17 protein-coding genes and 1 tRNA gene are annotated in these 19,578 nt (G+C 63.7%); 4 read left to right on the top strand and 14 right to left on the bottom strand.

The features are described 5' to 3' along the window. Positions 1 to 141: 141 nt before the first annotated feature. Complete coding sequence (locus FB547_RS07970) at positions 142 to 543, top strand: YXWGXW repeat-containing protein (RefSeq protein WP_145741125.1); 402 nt, start codon at positions 142 to 144, stop codon at positions 541 to 543. 86 nt (positions 544 to 629) lie between these two features. Here the strand turns inward: FB547_RS07970 and FB547_RS07965 are convergent. The 6 genes from FB547_RS07965 to petA all read right to left on the bottom strand — a co-directional run bounded on the left by FB547_RS07965 (position 630) and on the right by petA (position 4,988). Beyond that, a tRNA-Thr gene (locus tag FB547_RS07965) sits at positions 630 to 705 on the bottom strand. Between the two features lie 80 nt (positions 706 to 785). Then, positions 786 to 1,379 (bottom strand): ClpXP protease specificity-enhancing factor, encoded by a 594-nt coding sequence (locus FB547_RS07960; protein ID WP_145741123.1) that lies wholly within the window; start codon positions 1,377 to 1,379, stop codon positions 786 to 788. A 30-nt stretch (positions 1,380 to 1,409) separates the two neighbouring features. Beyond that, positions 1,410 to 2,021 (bottom strand): glutathione S-transferase N-terminal domain-containing protein, encoded by a 612-nt coding sequence (locus FB547_RS07955; RefSeq protein WP_012746352.1) that lies wholly within the window; start codon positions 2,019 to 2,021, stop codon positions 1,410 to 1,412. Between the two features lie 95 nt (positions 2,022 to 2,116). Beyond that, positions 2,117 to 2,890: a cytochrome c1 gene (locus FB547_RS07950; RefSeq protein WP_021005919.1), complete on the bottom strand. Its 774-nt coding sequence runs from the start codon at positions 2,888 to 2,890 to the stop codon at positions 2,117 to 2,119. Between the two features lie 29 nt (positions 2,891 to 2,919). After that, positions 2,920 to 4,356, bottom strand: coding sequence for a cytochrome b (locus tag FB547_RS07945; protein WP_145741122.1), 1,437 nt, complete (start codon positions 4,354 to 4,356; stop codon positions 2,920 to 2,922). Positions 4,357 to 4,370: 14 nt separating this feature from the next. Further along, on the bottom strand, positions 4,371 to 4,988 hold the full coding sequence (petA, locus tag FB547_RS07940; RefSeq protein WP_145741120.1) for a ubiquinol-cytochrome c reductase iron-sulfur subunit: 618 nt from the start codon (positions 4,986 to 4,988) through the stop codon (positions 4,371 to 4,373). Between the two features lie 283 nt (positions 4,989 to 5,271). Here petA and FB547_RS07935 point away from each other — a divergent pair, with 283 nt between their 5' ends. The 3 genes from FB547_RS07935 to FB547_RS07925 all read left to right on the top strand — a co-directional run bounded on the left by FB547_RS07935 (position 5,272) and on the right by FB547_RS07925 (position 9,406). After that, on the top strand, positions 5,272 to 5,565 hold the full coding sequence (locus FB547_RS07935; protein ID WP_145741118.1) for a hypothetical protein: 294 nt from the start codon (positions 5,272 to 5,274) through the stop codon (positions 5,563 to 5,565). Between the two features lie 134 nt (positions 5,566 to 5,699). Further along, the gene (locus FB547_RS07930) at positions 5,700 to 6,320 is read left to right on the top strand and encodes a YjbF family lipoprotein (protein ID WP_186454128.1); all 621 of its coding nucleotides are present in this window, start codon (positions 5,700 to 5,702) and stop codon (positions 6,318 to 6,320) included. Then, positions 6,317 to 9,406, top strand: a complete 3,090-nt coding sequence (locus FB547_RS07925; RefSeq protein WP_145741108.1) for a YjbH domain-containing protein — start codon at positions 6,317 to 6,319, stop codon at positions 9,404 to 9,406. The genes FB547_RS07930 and FB547_RS07925 overlap by 4 nt, the downstream gene beginning before the upstream one ends. Positions 9,407 to 9,554: 148 nt before the next feature. Here the strand turns inward: FB547_RS07925 and FB547_RS07920 are convergent, their stop codons facing one another. The 8 genes from FB547_RS07920 to FB547_RS07885 all read right to left on the bottom strand — a co-directional run bounded on the left by FB547_RS07920 (position 9,555) and on the right by FB547_RS07885 (position 19,265). Beyond that, the gene (locus tag FB547_RS07920) at positions 9,555 to 10,784 is read right to left on the bottom strand and encodes a lipopolysaccharide biosynthesis protein (protein WP_145741106.1); all 1,230 of its coding nucleotides are present in this window, start codon (positions 10,782 to 10,784) and stop codon (positions 9,555 to 9,557) included. 16 nt (positions 10,785 to 10,800) lie between these two features. Then, positions 10,801 to 12,078 carry a hypothetical protein gene (locus FB547_RS07915; protein WP_225612778.1) on the bottom strand — a complete coding sequence of 426 codons (1,278 nt, stop codon included), beginning with the start codon at positions 12,076 to 12,078 and terminating at the stop codon, positions 10,801 to 10,803. Continuing rightward, a complete protein-coding gene (locus FB547_RS07910) occupies positions 12,078 to 13,145 on the bottom strand; it encodes a glycosyltransferase family 4 protein (protein WP_145741102.1) in 1,068 nt (355 codons plus the stop codon). The genes FB547_RS07915 and FB547_RS07910 overlap by 1 nt, the downstream gene beginning before the upstream one ends. A gap of 11 nt (positions 13,146 to 13,156) precedes the next feature. Beyond that, the gene (locus FB547_RS07905; protein WP_145741100.1) at positions 13,157 to 14,305 is read right to left on the bottom strand and encodes a polysaccharide pyruvyl transferase family protein; all 1,149 of its coding nucleotides are present in this window, start codon (positions 14,303 to 14,305) and stop codon (positions 13,157 to 13,159) included. Between the two features lie 39 nt (positions 14,306 to 14,344). After that, positions 14,345 to 15,058: a sugar transferase gene (locus tag FB547_RS07900; protein ID WP_145741098.1), complete on the bottom strand. Its 714-nt coding sequence runs from the start codon at positions 15,056 to 15,058 to the stop codon at positions 14,345 to 14,347. A gap of 342 nt (positions 15,059 to 15,400) precedes the next feature. Next, the gene (locus tag FB547_RS07895; protein WP_145741096.1) at positions 15,401 to 17,653 is read right to left on the bottom strand and encodes a polysaccharide biosynthesis tyrosine autokinase; all 2,253 of its coding nucleotides are present in this window, start codon (positions 17,651 to 17,653) and stop codon (positions 15,401 to 15,403) included. Continuing rightward, positions 17,650 to 18,105, bottom strand: a complete 456-nt coding sequence (locus tag FB547_RS07890; protein WP_145741094.1) for a low molecular weight protein-tyrosine-phosphatase — start codon at positions 18,103 to 18,105, stop codon at positions 17,650 to 17,652. Before FB547_RS07890 ends, FB547_RS07895 begins: the two co-directional genes overlap by 4 nt. Then, entirely contained in the window at positions 18,102 to 19,265 is a 1,164-nt protein-coding gene (locus FB547_RS07885; protein WP_145741092.1) for a polysaccharide biosynthesis/export family protein, read from the bottom strand. The genes FB547_RS07890 and FB547_RS07885 overlap by 4 nt, the downstream gene beginning before the upstream one ends. Between the last annotated feature and the right edge of the window lie 313 nt (positions 19,266 to 19,578).

Below are 19,578 nucleotides of genomic sequence, written 5' to 3'. Positions count from 1 at the left end.
CGACTCTAGCATCCGAAACCGGCGGACGGGCGCGCACCGGCGGCCACGGCTGCGCTGCCGGCCCCACCCCAGGGAATGTGCTGATTACACTTTCCCGCCGGTCTGCGTTGTGCAGACCTGTCCACATGTTCAAGGGTTTCAATGAAAGTCTCAGCTCTTCTGGCCGCGGCCGCGCTGGCCGTGTCCGCACTGCCCGCCGCGGCGCAGGTTTCGGTTCACATCAACGTGCCCGGCCTGATCCAGGTGGCGCCTCCTGCACCGCGCTACGAACCCATGCCAGGGCCGCGGCCCGGCCAGGTGTGGGTGCCCGGCCACTGGCAATGGAACGAACGCGCCTACGTCTGGCGCTCCGGCTACTGGCAGGCCGCGCGGCCCGACTACGCCTATGCGCCGGGCCGATGGGTACAGGCCGACGGCGGATGGCGCTGGATGGAGGGCGACTGGCGACGCGCAGAGCCGCAACACCGCCATGCCGACGAGCATCCTGGCGGCGGCGGTGGATACCACTGCCCGCCGGGACAGGCCAAGAAGGGCCGCTGCTGATCTTCGGCCAAGAGATGGAAAAGAGCGGGCAGATCGCCGCTTCTTTCTTGCCCGGTCAGCGCGAGTGCTTTCCGGTATGTTCGATATGGTGCCGCTTGTCGGAATCGAACTGACGACCTTCCGCTTACAAGGCGGGTGCTCTACCAACTGAGCTAAAGCGGCACGGATTCTCCTGCGGGATTTTAGCGGGGCGACAACAGCGCCGACCGCCCGGACCCGCTTGTGCGTTGACTGACGGCCGGCTACTTCACACGCTTGAGCGACGGACGGCTTCCGCCTCCTGCCGGCGGGCGCGGCGGCTCGTCGGTGGGGTCAGTGGGCGAGCCGGCGTCGTCGCCGACATCGACCATTTCATCCGCGTCTTCACCCGTCACCAGGTGAACGATCTTGCCGGCATCGCCTTCGGTGCCGCGCGACGCGTCGCGCAGCGGCATGCGCGCAGGCCCCTGGGGCGAGGAAGGCGCGCCGGCCGCCAGAGATGGCCCCCCGCCCTCGGCGCCGCTGCCGCCAGGTACCGGCGCGGGAAACGCCATGCCCTGCCCGTTCTCGCGCGCGTAGATCGCGATCACGCGGCCCACCGGCACGACGATTTCGCGCGCACTGCCTGCGAAGCGGGCCTTGAACTCGATGAAATCGTTGCCAAGCTTGAGCGAGCTGGTCGCGTCGAAGCTGATGTTCAGCACGATCTCGCCGTTCTTCACGTACTCGCGCGGCACCTGGACGGTGTCGTCGACCTGCACCGCGACATAGGGCGTAAACCCGTTGTCGGTGCACCATTCGTACAGCGCCCGTATGAGGTACGGGCGGGTGGAGGACGACTCGAGCGCGTTGATCATGAAAGACGGCGAAGAACGATTGACGCAGTTTTACTTGCGCATGACCTTTTCGGACGGGGTGAGCGCTTCGATGTAGGCCGGGCGCGAGAAGATGCGCTCAGCGTACTTCAGAAGCGGCGCCGCGTTCTTGCTGAGGTCAATGCCGTAGTAGTCGAGGCGCCAGAGCAACGGCGCAATCGCCACGTCGAGCATCGAGAAATTGTCGCCCAGCATGTACTTGTTCTTGAGGAACACGGGCGCCAGCTGCGTCAGGCGGTCGCGGATGTGCGAGCGCGCCTTTTCGAGCGCCTTCTCGTTGCCCTTGGCGGTGCGGTTCTCGAGCGCAGCCACGTGCACGAACAGTTCCTTCTCGAAGTTGAGCAGGAACAGCCGCACGCGCGCACGGTCGACCGGGTCGCCGGGCATCAGCTGCGGATGCGGGAAGCGCTCGTCGATGTACTCGTTGATGATGTTCGACTCATACAGGATGAGGTCGCGCTCGACCAGGATCGGCACCTGGCCATACGGGTTCATCACGCTGATGTCTTCAGGCTTGTTGTAGAGATCGACGTCGCGGATCTCGAAGTCCATGCCCTTTTCGAACAACACGAAACGGCAGCGGTGGGAAAAGGGGCAGGTCGTTCCTGAATACAAGACCATCATGGCGAGAGACTCCTAAAAATCAAAAAGAGTGGGTCGCGTTGGCAACCCACTCTGTGGGACCGCACGCACCAGGCGCGCGGTCGGCGTGGACGGAACTACTTGACGTCTTTCCAGTACGAGGCGTTCAGTCGCCACACGAAGACCAACGACATGACGAGGAACAGCAGCACCCACACACCGATGCGGATGCGCGTGTTCTGTGCGGGCTCGGCCATCCATTGCAGGTAGCTCACCAGGTCGCCGACCGCCGTGTCGAACTGCAGCGGCGTCATGGTGCCGGGGGTCACCTGCTCCCAGCCCTTGAACACTTCGGTCTCGTGGCCATGCTGCGACACCTTGGTGTAGACGGGACGGCGTTCGCCCTGCAGCTCCCACAGCGGGTTGGGCATGGCAACGCTCGGGAACAGTAGATTGTTCCAGCCGGTGGCCTTGGTGTCGTCGCGGTAGTAGGTGCGCAGGTAGGTGTACAGGTAGTCCGCACCCGTGCCGCCATGGCCGGCGCGCGAGCGGGCAACCAGGGTCAGGTCGGGCGGCGTCGTGCCGAACCATTCCTTGGCCTGGCGCGCGTCGATGTTGGCCTTCATGGTTTCGCCGACCTTGTCGGTCGCGAACAGGAGGTTGTCCTTGATCTGCTGCTCGGTAATGCCGATGTCCTGCAGACGGTTGTAGCGCATGAACGCCGCGGAGTGGCAGTTCAGGCAGTAGTTGACGAACAGCTTGGCGCCGTTCTGCAGGGAGGCGACGTCGGTGGTCTTGTTGGGCGCCTTGTCCCAGGCCATGCCACCGGACTCGGCCGATGCGGCGGCGGAAAAGGTCAGGCCCAAGGCCAGGCCCACAACCGCGAGCCAGCCAGAAATGCTTTTCTTCATCGTGTTTCTCTCGAGCTCTCTTGGGCTTCTCAATGGGCGGCGAAGGTCACGCGCTCAGGCACGGGCTTGAACTCGCCCTTGCTGCTCCACCAGGGCATGAGCAGGAAGAAACCGAAGTAGAAAAGCGTGCCGATCTGGGAAATGGTCTGCGCGATGTCGAGCGCGAACGAACCGATGACCAGGCTGCCCCAGACGCCAGGCGCCTGGATGCCCAGGTAGCCCAGGATCAGGAAGAAGAACACGAAGACGCCGTAGACATACTTGTGCCAGCCCGGACGATAGCGGATCGACTTGACTTCGCTCTTGTCGAGCCATGGCAGGAAGAACAGGATGATGACCGAGCCACCCATCACGAGCACGCCCCAGAACTTGGCGTCGAAGGCCTTGAGCAGGAAGATGGCCACGGCCGCCACGACGACGAGCGCGATCTTCAGGGCCGTGCTCGACTTGCCCTTGATGAAGTTCAGGACGGCGGCCGCGGCGATGATCAGCGCGAACACGTTGACCATGTCGTCGGTGGTCGCACGCAGCATCGAATAGAACGGCGTGAAGTACCAGACCGGCGCAATGTGGTTCGGCGTCTTGAGCGAATCGGCCGGGATGAAGTTGTTGTACTCAAGGAAGTACCCGCCCGCTTCCGGCGCGAAGAAGATCACGGCCGAGAAGATCGTGAGGAACACCACCACGCCGAAGATGTCGTGCACCGTGTAGTACGGATGCGACGGAATGCCGTCCAGCGGATGGCCGTCGGGACCGCGCTTGGCCTTGATCTCGATGCCGTCGGGGTTGTTGGAACCCACTTCGTGCAGCGCGATCAGGTGGGCCACCACCAGGCCGAGCAGCACGAGCGGCACGGCGATCACGTGGAAGCTGAAGAAGCGGTTCAGCGTGGCGTCGCTCACCACGTAGTCGCCGCGGATCAGCAGCGCGAGGTCAGGACCGACGAACGGAATGGCCGCGAACAGGTTCACGATCACCTGGGCGCCCCAGTAGCTCATCTGGCCCCATGGCAGCAGGTAGCCCATGAAGGCCTCGGCCATCAGGCACAGGAAGATCGCGCAGCCGAAGACCCAGATCAGCTCGCGCGGCTTGCGATAGCTGCCGTACATGAGGCCGCGGAACATGTGCAGGTACACCACGATGAAGAACGCCGAGGCGCCCGTCGAGTGGATGTAGCGGATGAGCCAGCCCCAGGGCACATCGCGCATGATGTACTCGACCGATGCGAACGCCTGGTTCGCATCGGGCTTGTAGTGCATCACGAGGAAGATGCCGGTCACGATCTGGATCACGAGGACCAGCATCGCGAGCGAGCCGAAGATGTACCAGAAGTTGAAGTTCTTCGGCGCGTAGTACTTGCCCCACTGGTCGTTCCAGAGCTTGCTCAGCGGGAAGCGGTTGTCGACCCAGTTGAGCAGCTTCTCGCCCGCGGGCGCGTTGGGGGAAATTTCGTGGAATTCAGCCATGTTGTTCTTCTGCCTCAGGCCTTCTTGGAGTCTTCACCGATCAGGAGCTTGGTGTCCGACAGGTACATGTGCGGGGGCACAGGCAGGTTGTCGGGCGCGGGCTTGTTCTTGAAGACGCGGCCTGCCAGGTCGAACGTGGAACCGTGGCAAGGGCAGAGGAAGCCGCCTTCCCAGTCGCTCGGCAGCGAAGGCTGCGGGCCGGCCTGGAGGCGGTCGACCGGCGAGCAGCCGAGGTGGGTGCAGATGCCCACCACCACCAGCACGTCGGGCTTGATCGAACGGTGTTCGTTCTGCGCGTACTTGGGGGTGAATTCGTCGGGGTGCCGCTTGGAGAGCGGATCGGCCAGCTGGCCGTCGAGCTTGGGGAGCTCGGCAACCTGCTCGGGAGAGCGCTTGAGGATCCAGACGGGCTTGCCGCGCCACTCGACGGTGATCTTCTCGCCGACCTTGAGGCCTGCGATGTCCACTTCGACGGCAGCGCCCGCGGCCTTGGCCTTTTCGGAGGGCTGGAACGTACTCACAAAGGGAATCGCGGTGGCCACGCCTCCCGCTACGCCGGCACAGCTGGATGCGATTAACCACGTCCGCTTGCTTGTGTCGATCCGGGGGGAGCCGGAGGTCATGTCACTCATGGGGATCCTCTAAGTCTTCTTCGCTGGAGCAGGGTCAACCGGCGATTGTAGCGGGCTGTTGCGCGCATATTCAACGGGGCCGGCCGGGAGCCGCGCGAATGGGCATTCCCAACCATGCGAAAGAGGCAATTAATAACAATGAATTAATCCTGATTTACAAGACATTTCGACACAACGATTTGCACGCGTAAAAGATGTCTCAATGGCTAAATTAGTTGCGGCACACTTCGCCAACTGCTAATCTTCTCCCAACTGTTAACTGCTAATTGAGAGGATATTTGCCATGCGAATCGCCCCCCTGATTTCCGCCACTTTCATTGCTGCGCTGGGCATTTCTTCGGCCCTGGCCCAAACCCCCCCTCCGGTCCAGACGCCTGGTCCTCAGCCGGCCAGCGCCACCGGCGCAACCAATTCCGCATTCGGCCGCATCACGGCCGGCCAGGCCGGCGGCATCGCGGCCAGCGTCGGCCTGGCAGCTGCCGTCGCCAGCGGCAACGGCGGCAACAGCGGTGGTGGCAGCGGCACGGGCGGCACCGGCGGCACAGGCACGGGTACAGGCACGACCGGCACGAATTAAACGTGCGGGCCCTCTTCGCGGGAGGGCAGTCGCTGAGGGCTCCGCGCGTTGGTCTGGCCACGCGACTTATTGAATGCTGCCTTTTGTCGGCATTTCTTTTGGGCGTTGGCGGCTGTTCTTCCGGATCCTCGGCCATGCTGGTCACGGCGCGGCATATCTATGGCGGCAGCGCCGCGGCGCCCCAGCCCACTTTCAACCCGAATTACCGCTATTTGCGGGTCGCCGTCGGCGAGCAGACGGTCTACATGGTGCTCGGTTACATCGACAAGCGCCCTGAAGGTGCCGTCGAGGTCTGGTACAGCGGCAACGGCGAGGTCGTGAGGCTGCTCGACGGGCGCCTCGTGGGAACCACCGGCCTCGGCACCGACTGGCGCGAGGTGCGCTTTTCCAGCCTGCCCGCGTGGACCGGCGATGCGGACGGCGCGGCGCAAAAGACCTACCAGCGCGAGCGCGACATGATGCCGGGCTACCGGTTCGGCATTCGCGACGAGATCGTGCGGACGCCCATTGCTGCGCCGCAGCAGACCGCGCTCGCCGGCACGGCTGCCGCGTCGCTGCGCTGGTACGAGGAGCGCAGCGTTTCGCATCCGGCGAGCGCCTCGCTGCCTCCGGCGCGCTTTGGCGTTTCGCACGCGGGCGGCGCGCCTCGGGTCGTCTATTCCGAGCAATGTATTTCCAATGATCTGTGTATGAGCTTCGAGCAGTGGACGCCTCCCCCCCCAGCACCCGTCGCAGCGGCGAGCGCTGGTACATGAGCAGTTCGCTCCTGCGTGGCTTCGGCAGACATCCCTGGCCTCTTCGCGCGGCGGTGGCCTGCGCACTGGCGGCGGGTTGCGCCGCCGGCGCACAGCCTTTGGGCAACAGCCCCGTCGACAACAAATCACCCGCCGACGACGCAGACATCCGTCCCGGCGAGCGGCTGAGCGCCTGGCTGCTGCGCCAGCCGGCGGAAACGGCTTCCCCGGGATTGGCATGGCGCATCCCGCAAGAGCGCCTGGCGCAGCAGTTCCTGAAGAACACCCTGCTGCTGCGACTCGATGCCGCCAGCCGGCGCGTGCCGCGCGAAGAGCAGGGCCGGCGCAAGCAGCTGATGGCCTGGCTGCAGGGCCTGCCGGTGACCGGCCGCGTCGCGCTCGGCATCGTCGATCCGCGCTGGCTCCAGGCGCATCCGGAAGAGGATCCGGTGCTGACGGCCGGCCAGCAACTCGTTGCGCCGCCGCCCGTGCTGAAGACCATTTCGGTGCTGCAGCCCGATGGGCAGCTTTGCCAGGTGGCCCACGAACCCGGCCGCACGGCGTGGGACTACGTTGCCGCCTGCAGCCCCGAGGGCAGGCACGACTGGGCCTGGGTCGCCCAGCCCGACGGACGCACGGCCCGCGTGGGCGTGGCGCACTGGAATGCGCATCCCTCGAACGAGCCGGCGCCGGGCGCATGGATCTGGGCCGCGCCGCGCGGCATGGACGACCTGGAGGCGATCTCCGAGGGCATCATCAAGTTTCTGGCCACGCAAGGGCCTTCGCCGCAAGGCGGCGCGATCCTGCAGCCTTCGGCTGGTGCGGCCGTACCGGCCGCCGCCATCACCGCACCCGCTGCACCCGCCCTGCCGGCCTTGCCCGACGTACCGCCGGCCCCCGCCGCGCCGGCGCCGTCGACCGCCATTTCCGTGCGCCCCGAGGCGGCACCGCAATACCGCGCGCTCCAGACGAGCGGCAACGACTGGGGCGAAACCGGCCTGCTGCAGACGCCCACGGCCCGCATGGGCCAGGCCGGCGACATGCGGACCTCGCTCACGCATGTCTCGCCCTACACGCGGCTGAACGTCATGTTCCAGCCGCTGGATTGGCTGGAAGCGGGCTTTCGCTACACCTCCATCAGCAACCGGATCTACGGCATCGGCCTCAGCAACCAGGGCTACAAGGACAAGAGCATCGACCTGAAGGCGCGGCTGTGGAAGGAGTCGGCCTACCTGCCCGAGGTGGCCCTGGGCTTTCGCGACATCGGCGGCACCGGCCTCTTTTCGTCCGAGTACCTGGTGGCAAGCAAGCGCCACGGCGACCTGGATTTCAGCCTCGGCATCGGCTGGGGCTACCTGGGGAGCAGCGGCAACATCAGCAACCCTTTCGGCTTGCTGAGCAGCCGCTTCAAGACCCGCGTGAGCGAGACGACCTGGGGCGGTGCCAACTTCGGCCGGCTCTTTCGCGGACCCGCCGCGCTCTTTGGCGGCGTCCAATGGCGCACGCCCTGGGATCCGCTGACGCTCAAGCTCGAATACGACGGCAACGACTACAAGAACGAGCCGCTCGAGAACCCCCAGCGGCAGCGCTCCCCGTTCAACATCGGCCTGGAGTACCGCTACTCGCCCGGCGTGACTTTCTCGGCCGGTTTCGAACGCGGCAACAAGGTGATGCTGGGCGTCACGCTGCAGACCAACCTGGCCACGATGCAGATGCCCAAGGCGGCAGACCCGCCGGCGCCGAGCTTTTCGCCGGACCCGCCCGCCGCTTCGCCGGGCTGGGCAGCCACCGCGGCCGACATCGAAAGCCGCACCGACTGGACCATCCAGCGCATCGCGCCGCAAGGCCAGATGCTGCATGTGTGGATCACCGAAAGCGCCACCGTCTACCGGGATGTGCGGGTCGAGAAGATCATTGCCGTGCTGCATCGCGATGCCCCGGCCTCGATCAAGAACTTCGTGCTCCACTATTCGGAGCGGGGCCTGCCGATGCACGCGCAAGTGGTCAACCGCAACGAATGGGTGACGGCGCACTACCAGGCGCAGACGCCCGGCGAGGTTCGCGCGGCCAGCCAGCGCGACTATGCGCCCCCGCCCGTGGGCTCGGGCGATCCGGCCACCTTCGTTCCACCGGGCAGCAGCGCCAACATTGCGGCCGCATCCGCAGCCTCCTCCTCCGCCACGGCTGACAACAAGGCCCTTGGCCCGTGGGAGCGCCGCAGCGACAAGTTCAGCATCGGCCTCACGCCCAGCCTCGGCCAGATCCTCGGCGGGCCCAACGCATTCCTGCTCTACCAGATCGGCGTGCAGGCGGTGGCGGAATACCGCTTCACGCCCAGCACCTGGGTCAACGGCGCGCTGAACCTGCGCCTGGTCGACAACTTCGACAAGTTCACCTACACGGCGGGCAGCAACCTGCCCCGCGTGCGAACCCTCCAGCGCGAGTACGTCACGGCCAAGCGGCTGACCATGCCGGTGCTCCAGCTGACGCACGTGGGCAGGCTTTCCGACAACCAGTACTACAGCGTGTACGGCGGTGCACTGGAAGCCATGTATGCGGGCGTCGGCGCGGAGTGGCTCTACCGGCCATGGCGCAGCCGGATCGCCTTCGGCGTCGACTTCAACCACGTGCGCCAGCGCGACTTCGAACAGGACTTCGGCCTGCGCGACTACAAGGTGAACACCGGCCACGCCACGCTCTACTGGGACACCGGCTGGAACGGCGTGCTGGCCAAGATCAGCGCGGGCCAGTACCTGGCGGGCGACCGCGGCGTCACCATCGACATCAGCCGCCGCTTCGACAACGGCGTGGTGCTCGGCGCCTATGCCACCAAGACCAACGTTTCGGCCAGGCAGTTCGGCGAAGGCAGCTTCGACAAGGGCATCTATCTTTCCGTGCCCTTCGACGCGCTGCTGCCGCGTTCGAACAAGTTCACCGCCAACTTCGCCTGGGCGCCGCTGGTGCGCGACGGCGGTGCGCGGCTCGGCCGGATCCACCCGCTCTACGAGATGACCTCGGCCCGCGACCCGAGCGCCTACAAGTTCGCACCGCCGGACAGCGGCACGCCGCGCACGGGCGACAACATCCTGAACTTCGAGCGGCGGTAGGACCCACCCCCGCCCCTCGCTCGCTTCGTGTCGCTCGACTCCCCCCTCAAGGGGGCCACACCAGCGGCCCGGCAGAGCCGGTTCCGCGGTGTTTCCGAACCAGGGCTGAGCCTGAACTAGTGCTGAACCGTTTTCATGCGTTGCCGGCTCAGCGGGCCGGCGCCGCAGCGGCGCCGCGCATGATGAAGAACAGCCAGGCCATCATCATGGCCGCCATGCAGGCAAAGCCCAGCGTCATGGCGTTGATGGTCTGGATGTAGGAAATCGGCGGCCTGGCCGCGAGCATGGCCGCAGCGAACACCAGCGCACCGAAGATCGAGCACCACAGAAGCGCACCAGGCCGGCCGGCGGCCCTGAAACCCGTGCGCAGGCACATCGTCAGGCCGAAGATGGCGGGCGCGTAGAAGAACGGCGAAAAATCCATTCCGCCGTAGTTCTTGCCGAAGGCCAGGACCACGAGGTACGGGCCCAGCAGGCCCAGGAGGACTCCGCCGATCTCGGCCACCACGAAACCGAAGACGACGAACTTGACGAACAGGCGAAAGGCGTCCCTGCGCCGATCGGATGTCCAGCTGGCCGCCAGCCTTGGCAGGATGTAGTAGCCCAGCGCAAGCAGCACGTACTGCATCGGCAGCAGGAAGGTGATGTAGATCTTCAGCAGCCCGCCCTGCGCCGAGTCCGCGGAGGAACCCAGCAGCAGGATGGCGCCTCCCGTCATGATCCAGCTCATGAGCTGCGAAAGGCTGGCCTTCCAGCCGTAGCTGGCGGCTTCCCCGAGCGTCAGGGCCTGGGCGTTGGCCGCGGCCGGCAGCGGCGCCACCACATGGCGCAGGCTCATCGCCACCAGGAAGGCAAAGGGCAGCTGGATGACGGCAATCCACAGCAGCGCCTGCGTCCATGAGGCAGGCTTCAGGCCGATCAGGACCCCCACGTATCCAATGCAGATCAGCACGCCGGATGCACAGAGCACCAGGTAGCGGCGTCCCACGAGCAGGATGCTCCGGGAAATCCAGAATATTTCATAGCCCGCAATCAGGGCCACGCCGGCCCAGCTCAGCGGGCCCGGAAAACTCGTGAACTGCCAGGCCAGGAAGCCGGCAATGGAGACCGCCAACACGAGCGCCCAGCTCCACCAGGCGGCGGATCGGCCCGCGTAATAGCGCTTGATCAGCAGCGGCTCGTGCACCACTGCGGTATGCACGATGTACTGGAAGCTGACGATCGCCAGGAACGCCGAGGCAATGCCGAAATCGGAGGGCGACAGCGCCCGCGCCAGCGCGAAGCTCAGCAGCAGCTGGCTCGCGCTGTAGATGCACTGGTCTGCAACTGCATAGATCGGACCTGCGAGGCGCTTTCGAATTCCGGACAGGGACGCCATCCTGGGCCTGTTCACCCTAATCCGAAATGGAAAGCAGGACCGGATAGTCGGTGGCCTTGGCAGCAAAGCCCCCATCGACGGGGCTGCCGCAGCTTCCGCGGCGCACCTGCGGGAAGAAGTCGACCCGCGTGCACTTCTTCCCCTTCTCGGCCGGAACCAGCACGTTCTGCTCGCCGCTTTGCGTCCACACCACGTGCAGCAAGGAATTCCCGCGGCTCAGCACCAGCTTGTTCAGGCCAGCATTGCTCTGATATGAAACTTTCTTCGAATTCCGGGCGATCCTGAGGAATTCGGTGAGGCTCGAAAAGGCCTCCTTCTTCTCGCCGCCCTTCGACTTGAGACCGAAATTGTCCTCCCTCGAAATGACGGAGGTTCCCCGGTCCTGCCAGGCATAGAGATTCAGCAGCTTGATGCCCGCGGCCACGTTGGTCAGGTATTCCCGCAGGATCAGCGAAGCCTGGGTGTTGCGATCCCGGACCGGCAGGTAGGACGCATAGCCCCATTCGGAAGCGACGATTCCGATCTTTCCGAGCTGCTGCTGGTCGAGCTTCGCGCGCAGCTTTCCATAGTCCGCAATGGCGGTTTCCGGAATGGAGCGGTAGGGATGGATCGATATGTCCGTCAGGCAGTCGGCCTTGGCCGCCGACACGAAGGCATTCTCGAGCTGCGGCGGAACCTGGCCCGGGCTGAAAGGGAGCTTCGCAAAGCCGAATCCCATGACGATCTTCGGCGGCGTCTTCATTTGCGCGATGCTGCGGCAGAACTCGGCGGTCGCGGTTTCAAAGCTCGAAAAAAGCGCCGGGTTCAGGAAGGTCTTGTGATCGGGCTCGTTCCACAATTCCCAGACGGCGACATCGGCCGCGTGCGCGCTCATGAACTCGAGCGCGAACTTGGCAAACAGTTTTTCGCGCTGCCCCTCGCCCGCTTCCGCCGGACTCTGCCCCCAGATCTCGCGGCCCCCGAACAAGGTCACGATCGCCTGGAGCCTGGCGTTTTTCACGCGCTTGATCAGGTCCGAATAGTCGACCGATGCCGGGTTGACGCTCTTCAGCGGCGGCCGCGCGCCGAATCTCACGAATTCGAAGCCCGATGCCCTGATCTCGTTCAAGTCCTCGTTCGAGATGGTGGCCGGGTCGATCTGCACGCTCAGCGCGACCGGATATTCCGTGCCCAGTTCGGCAATGCCGCGCGCCTGCGCCGGGCAGGCCACGGCCGCCAGCGCCGCCGACGCGCACAGCAGCCTGAAAGCACTCAGCAAACGCCCTGCCGCCGAAGAAAAAGATGAAGGCTTCATCACTGTACCGACTCCTTGTACAAGTCCAGGATGGCGGCGTTCATTCGGTCGGCGGTGTATTTCTCCTCGAAAATCTCACGCCCGGCACGTCCCATCCGTTGCAATTCCTCATCGGAGATCCGGTCGATCTCGCGCAGCACGTCGTCCAGTGCGTCGAGCGAAAACAGCCGTCCGTTCCTGTTGTCTTCGACGATATCGACGAGACCGCCCACGGCGGACGCAAAAACCGGCTTGCTCCGGGCCATCGCCTCGACCGCGACGAGGCCGAAGCCTTCCCACCGGGAGGGAACGATGACGGCGTCGCACGACCTGTAGGCTTCTTCGAGTTCGTCCTTCTCGAGCCATCCGGCGAACTCGATCTCGCTCGAGCGTGCAAGGGAAAGATCGTTTCTGACGGCTCCGCCCACGATCACGAGCTTGAAGCCGGGCTGGACGCGGGCATAGGCGTCGAGCAAGGCGTCGATGCCCTTCTGCCGGTCGAGCCGCCCCACGAAAAGAACCCTCCGGGGCCGTGCCGGGACCTTGGGAGCCACCGTGTTTTCCGAAATGGGAGCGATGGGCTGAATTCCGTTCGGAATGCACTTGCACCGCTTGATGCCGAATTTCTCGGCAACACGGAACTCGTGGCCGCTGATGCAGATGATCGCGTCGCTCCAATGGGAAAGCAGCCATTCGATCCATCGATAGATCGACTTCTTGTACGCGGGCCCGACCTGGTCGAAAGCCCAGCCGTGCGAGCAATAGACAATCTTTGTCTCGGCCGGCACCTGGCCGAGCAGCGCCAAGGCGCGAACGATCCCGCCCGGAATCGAGCTGTGCAGGTGAAGAACCGCGGGGCGCTCCGAACGGATGATTTTCTTGATCTCGGCGGCGTAGCTCGCAAGGGCAAGAGGACTGCGGGCCGTGGGAACCACATGCGTGTCCTGGGAATTCAGCCACTCCACCGGGCCGGGCAATATGAACTTGGCCTGGCTGATCACCGGAGAGTTCTGCTGAAAACCCGAAACCAGCCGAAGATAGGTTTCGAGCCCGCCCTTGAGCGTTTCGGCAACGTGCAATATCTTCATAGAGGTGCCCATCAGATCAATGCATGGATACCGGCCACCACCTGGCTTCTCAATGCGTCGAGCGCTTTCCGGTCCGGGTGCCGGTCATCGAGCAGGCCCAGCACCGAGGTACCGAGCTTTTCGACCCGGGGCGACAAGTCGAAGAGGTAGCGCTTTCTGCCGGTCAGTTCGAAAAACGACTCCACCTTCTTGTCCCAATTCATTCCTATGGACGGAATGTTCAAACCGTAGGCCACGATATTCGCGTGCAGCCGGTGGGCCACGATGCACGAGCACGCGCTGATCAAGGCAACGAGTTCGTCCGGGTGCCGGGGAACGAGAAAAATCGATTTCGGCGCATCGGAGGTCGAAGAAATTTCTTCCAGGACCTTGTTGTCTTCGGAGGCGCCGTTCGTGAAATAAAGCACCCGCTTTCCCTCGGCCCGCAATGATTCGGCCAGGGCGGCAAAAAACTTGGCTGACTGCGTTGAATTGGAGCCTTCGTATTCGGAATTCATGACCAGGGCATCGAGGCTGCTGACGCAAATTCCGATGTCCCAGTTTTTTTCCGGCGAAAGCTCTTCCGAAAAAGCGTCGGCACAAATGAGCGCCGGGTCCGGCACGACCTGTATGTCGCTTCTCGGAATTCGGAAGTAATTGTGCAGGTTGCTGGCCGATTCCTGGTCGCGCGTGGCATAGAAGGCGGGCCTCGCATTTTTCAGGAATCGCCCGACGAGAAAGCGCCCGAGAAAAGACCATTTCGCCGTCACCCCAACCGACAGGACCACCACCTTCTTTCCACGCAGCAGCCTGCTCAGGAGAAACAGCTTTGCCGGAAAATTGAGCGCCACGTCGCAAAACAGCTGACCGCCGCCAATGACGATCAGGTCCGCGTCGTCCACCGCGGCCTTCCAGTTTTTCCGCCAGCCGAGAAAATAGCCTTTGAGGCAATACAGGAACACGATCACCGACCTGATGAACGAAGGCAGCTTCGCAAAGAGCCGGAATGCGCCGCCGCCACGCAGGTTTTCTTCCTCGAAGCCGAGCCGGCCGGCAATGTCCAGGAATTCGACCCTGGCCTGCGGATACTTCAGGCCCGCAATATGAGCCAGGGAAGCCGCGATGACTCCGTCGCCCAGGTTGTCGCTGAAGGGCACGGCGCAGATAAGGATCTTTTTCATCTGTGAATCAAAGCTCGATTGCCTTCGAAGCCAGGCCGCTCATCGCGAGCCGTGGCCCACGGCGACCACCCAGATGGTCCTGATGAAGATGCCGATGTCCCGGCCGACCGAGAGCGTCTCGACGTAGGCGACATCCAGCGCCACGCGTTTCTTGTAGCTCAGCTGGTTGCGCCCGCTGACCTGCCACAGGCCCGTGATGCCGGGCCGGACGGCGCAATAGAACGACCAGTCCGCCCCGTACAGGACCTTCTGGTCGAGCATGCACGGCCGGGGTCCGACCAGGCTCATGTCGCCCACGAGCACATTCCAGAACTGCGGCAGCTCGTCCAGGCTGGTCTTGCGGATGAACTTGCCGAAGCGCGTGATGCGTGGGTCGTTTTCGAGCTTTTGATAGTCGTCCCACTGCTGGCGCGCGACCGGGTCGTTCCGCAAATGCTCCTCGAGGATCTGGGCGGAGTTCGGCAGCATCGAGCGGAACTTGTAGAACTTGAACACGCGCCCTCCCCGCCCGAAGCGCGGCTGGGAATACAGGACAGGCGCTCCGGAAGTGATGAACACGCCCAGGGCGATCAGGACGTAAAGCCAGCCGAAGGCGCAGAAAAAGAACAGCGCAGCGGCAACGTCCACCGCTCTTTTCCCGGCGCGCAGCATCGCGGGATGCTGCACCCTCGTCCATGCGACGTCATTCGCAATGGCGCCGATCGCTTCGTCGCCTGCGGGTGCCATCGACTCTTCATGGCGGAAATTCGTCATAGGAATGCGCCCTTCTCACATTGGAAGCGGAGGCAAATTTGCAGCTTGAGAACTCTCATTGCAGGAGAACCTTTCGTCTTACAAGCAGGTGCTTGTCCCTTTCGGGTTCAGTGATACGTGGCGGCTCGGTTTTCAGGCCAATACGGCCTTGCACGGAAGCCGTGAAGGTTGCAGCGCAGAAAAATCAATGCGCAGGCCGAGCGATCCAAATACGTAATACAAAAGAGCGACACACTTGTCTCTAGTCCTTTGTTATTAGCGTTTGATTGAAGGCACCGATTTAGTGCGTGATGTGATAATTATCACAATGTCACTTAATTTTCTCAGAAACCATCGGCCAGACTAGGTGGTATCCCTGTTGTTTTTGTATTTATAGTGTGTGTAACGGTAACCGCCGTATTTGTAGCTGCTGCTTCCCGCATGGCGCCGGGATAAGTCCATAGCATTCAAAATTACGCCATTGGCCGAGCAGCCCGCGTGCGCCAGCCTTCTGACGCTTTCGTTCAATTCGCCCAGGTGCGTCTTTTCCGCCCGGGCCACGAGGAGAAGAGAGCCCGCAAGCGGGGCCACTGATGCGGTGTCCGCTGCCACCAGCACTGGCGCCGTATCAATAATCACAAGGTCGTAATCCGGCGAAAGCTTTTCCAGGATCTGGGAAAAAGAATCGCTCATGAGCAATTCCGCCGGATTGGGCGGCAGCACCCCGGTCGTCATGACGTCCAGGTTCGGCAGGATCGACGAGCGAATGGCTTTTTCCGTGTCCAGCGTGCCGGCAATCAATTCCGAAAGGCCCGACGAGCGGGAAAGGGAGAAGAATTGATTGACCCGGCCCTTGCGCAGGTCGGCGTCGATCAGCAGGACCTTCTTTCCCGAGGCCGCGGTGATGGCCGCGAAATTGACCGAGACAAAGGTCTTCCCGACTCCCGGCGTCGCGCCGGAAATGAGCAGGCGGTTGTTGGGCGCTTCCAGCATGGCAAACTGCAATGCGGTCCGCAGGCTGCGCAGGCTTTCGACCGCGGGATCCTCCGATTGCTGGAGGGCAAGAACGTGCATCCCCGGCGCCTTGGTCTCGATGTTCTTGTCGATCGTCCGCTGGGCCGGGCTCAACGGAATGCTGCTGTACACGTTGAGGCCCGTGTGCATCTCGATCTCGCTCGGATTGCGGATGCCGCCGAACAGCGAGTTCTTGGCAATCGCGAGCACGACGCCGGCCCCCAGGCCTAGCAGCAGGGCCAGGGCGATGACCAGCGGCCGCTTGGGCCAGACCGGCTCCTCGGGGAGGATGGCATCGTCCAGCAGGCGCACGTTGCCGACCTTGCCCTCCTTGGCCAGCCGCATCTGCAGCGAGCTGTTCAGGAGCGACACGTAGAGGTCGGTGTTGACCTTGATGTCGCGCTGCATCTGAACGGTGTTCTGCTGCAGCAGCGGCATCTTCCGGATGCGCGAATCGACCGCCGAGATCTGGCTGCGCCAGGCCGAAATCTGCGCGTCCAGCGTCTGGAGATTCGGGTGCTTGTCGGTGAAGCGTGCCGAAAGTTCCCGCCGCTTCTGTTCGGCTTCGAGCAGCTTGGATTGCAGGTCGACCGTCTGGGCCAGCGCGTTCTTGGCCTCGTCATCGAGGCTGACGGTGCCGTTCTCGTTTCGATAGCGGTTGTAGAGGTCTTCGGACTGCTCGAGCTGCTTCTTGAATTGCGGCAGCGCGGTGTCCAGGAAGCCCAGGGTCTTTTCGGCCTCGGCAGCCTTGCGCTCGATGTTCTGGCGGACATAGAGCCGCCCGATTTCATTGAGCAGCTGCGTCAGCTTTTCCGGATTCGGGCTTTTCAGGCTGACGTCGAGAACGCCGGACTGCTTGCCTTTTTCGACGACCTTGAGGTTGTCCTGTAGCGACAGCAGCGCCAGTTGCCTGGAATTGCGGACCAGTTGGAACTGCGCGCCGGGCTTGGCGCTGACGGAGCTGACCAGCAGCCGGAGGCTGCCGCCCGGAACGTTGGCCACGAGCGGGGTTCCGACGGTGCCCTTGAGCGGGGTGTCGACGTTGGGAACGAGCAGCTCGTAGCGGTTGTCCGGCCCGAGAGTCAGCATGAATTGCTTCGCTTCGAGATCCGCGGGCACGTCGAACTGCGGAACCATGATCGCCTCGGCCCCGGTCACGTAGCCGGAAAGCCCCATGAAGCCCGGGTCCGACAGCTCGGTGGCGCGCCGCGCGAGCCAACTGCCCACGATGGGGGCATAGCGCGGCTGCGCGCTGATGTACAGCTTGGTGTTCTCCACCGCCTGACCGAGGATGGCGCGCGACTTGATGATTTCGATCTCGCCCGCGGCCGGCGTCTTCACGCTCAGCAGCGACGACGCCGCATCGCCCAGGAAGCTGCCTGCCGAATTGCCGGAGTCCTCGACCTGCACGGCCACATTGGTTTCGTACATCGGCTGCCCGAAAAGGGCGTAGGCCGCGCCGAGCAGCAAGGCCACGGCAACCACGACGGCAATGAACCACCGGTGGTCGATCAGGATGTCCAGGTACTCGACGAAGTTGAACCCGTCGTTCTCCTCTTCCAGCGCGGGCATCGGCAGGGCGGCTTGCTGGGGTGCGTTCATGTCGGTTGCTGCTCAGGTTTTGTAATTTTCAAAATGCGGTCGATCCATGTCCTGGCTCCCACGTCGATGAGCGCCAGGGCATGCTCGAAGGCCGCCTCGTCCTGTTTGTAGGGATCGGGCACGTCCTGCTTGGCGGCCTCGGCGATGCGAAAGACCTTGCCGCGCACGAAGGGGTAGGCCGACTCGAGATGGCGGCGCTGCGCCATGTCCATGACAAGGATCAGGTCCGCCTGCCGGCACAGCATCTGGTTCACCTGCTGTGCCAGGTGGCCGGAAATGTCGATGCCGCGCTCCTGCATGAGCTTCTGCGCCATCGCGTCGGCCGGCTTGCCCACGAGAGCGCCGGTGCCGGCCGACACCACGCGAAGATGCGGCAGGCCCGCGGCCAGGATGCCTTCCGCCATCGGGCTGCGGCAGATGTTGCCGATGCAGACTGTCAGGACCGATTTCATCTGTGGCGGCTCCAGACTTCGTCGCCGGCGTTGATCACTTGCGCGGCCGGCAGGACCAGGCTGGCCAGGCGGTTCCAGGTAACCAGCGGCACCGAATCGATGTAGACGACGTCGCGCGGCTGCAGCGGGAAGCGTTCGGCCAGGCCCAGCGCGGCCGGGTTCTTGGCATTCAGGTGGAAGATGGCCGGCAAGCCCCGCGCGTTGTTGCGGATGACGTAGATCTGGCCCGTGTTGGCCGAAGTCAGGCTGGGGCCGCCAGCCTCGCCCAGCGCCTCATTGAGGCTGAGCCGCCCGTTGTGCATGAGCAGCGCCGACGGACGGGCAATTTCGCCCATCACGAACACCTTGCTCTCGTCGCGGTGCCGCACCTGGACCACGTCGCCGTTGCGCAGCGGAATCCTGCTCGCGTCCGCGCCCAGGTCCTGCAGGTTGGGCAGGTTGATGAGCGTGGTCTTGTCGCCGCGCGTGAGCGTCACGAACGAGCGGTCGCCATTGGCGGTGATGCCGCCGGCCCGGCTGAGGGCTTCGGCCAGCGTCATCGGCACGTCGGTGAAGATCTGCAGCCCCGGGTTTCGCACTTCGCCCTCGACAAAGGCGCGGCGGCTTCGGAAGGACTGGATGCGCACCGTGACCTGCGGCGCCTTGATGTAGGTGGCGATGCGGTCCGCGATGAGGTCGGAGGCCTCGATTTCGGTCAGCCCCTGGAGCTTGACGCGGCCGATATAGGGGAACGTGATCTGCCCGTCCGCGCCGACGATGAAGCCGGGCGCCACGCTGATGCCCGTCGGGTCTGCCTGCTGCGTGATCACCGCACCGGCATTCGGCAGCAGTTCCGGATGGTCATAGACGATCACGCCCACGACGTCGCCCGGGCCGATGGTGTAGACCGGCGATTCGCCGAAAAGCGCCTTCACCTCCGCAGGAACCGCTGCCGGCTGAGACTCGGCCATCGTGCGGATCAAGGCCGGCGAAATGGACGTGATGACGCCATCCGGCGCACCATCGGCCGGCAGGTACTGGAACTCCGGCGGCAGGCTCTGGTCCGCCTCGTAGGCGCCCACGGAATTGAAGCCCGGTGCGCAGCCCTGCAGCAATAACGCGCCCATTAGGGCAAAACCCCACCCCTTCGGGTTCACGAAGCGTGTCAAATTGATCCCCATTGCACAAATTGGTTTTCAGCAGCCGCGATTCATATGCAAGGCCCGAGCCCAGTTGATATTGGGCGGGACTTTTTTTGCCGCGGTTTGTCAAAGCAAAGCCCGCGCATCGTGGACAGGCGGGCCGGAACGAATTGTCGCTGCCCGCACATTGACCCTTTTCCGTTCAATAGATGCAAAAAATGTGTCTATATGCGGATTAACCCGGGACTCGATGGGGTTATCTCGGGAATCAATGTCTGAAGCGCCTCTTTCATTGGGAAAAGGGGCTTCGATGACACGCTTTCAGCTGTGTCTTGCAGTTTGCAAATGTGAA

The sequence above is a fragment of the Variovorax beijingensis genome, from assembly GCF_007828835.1.
GTDB classification, from domain to species: Bacteria; Pseudomonadota; Gammaproteobacteria; order Burkholderiales; family Burkholderiaceae_C; genus Variovorax; species Variovorax beijingensis_A.
This window is presented reverse-complemented; position numbering and strand designations above follow the sequence as displayed.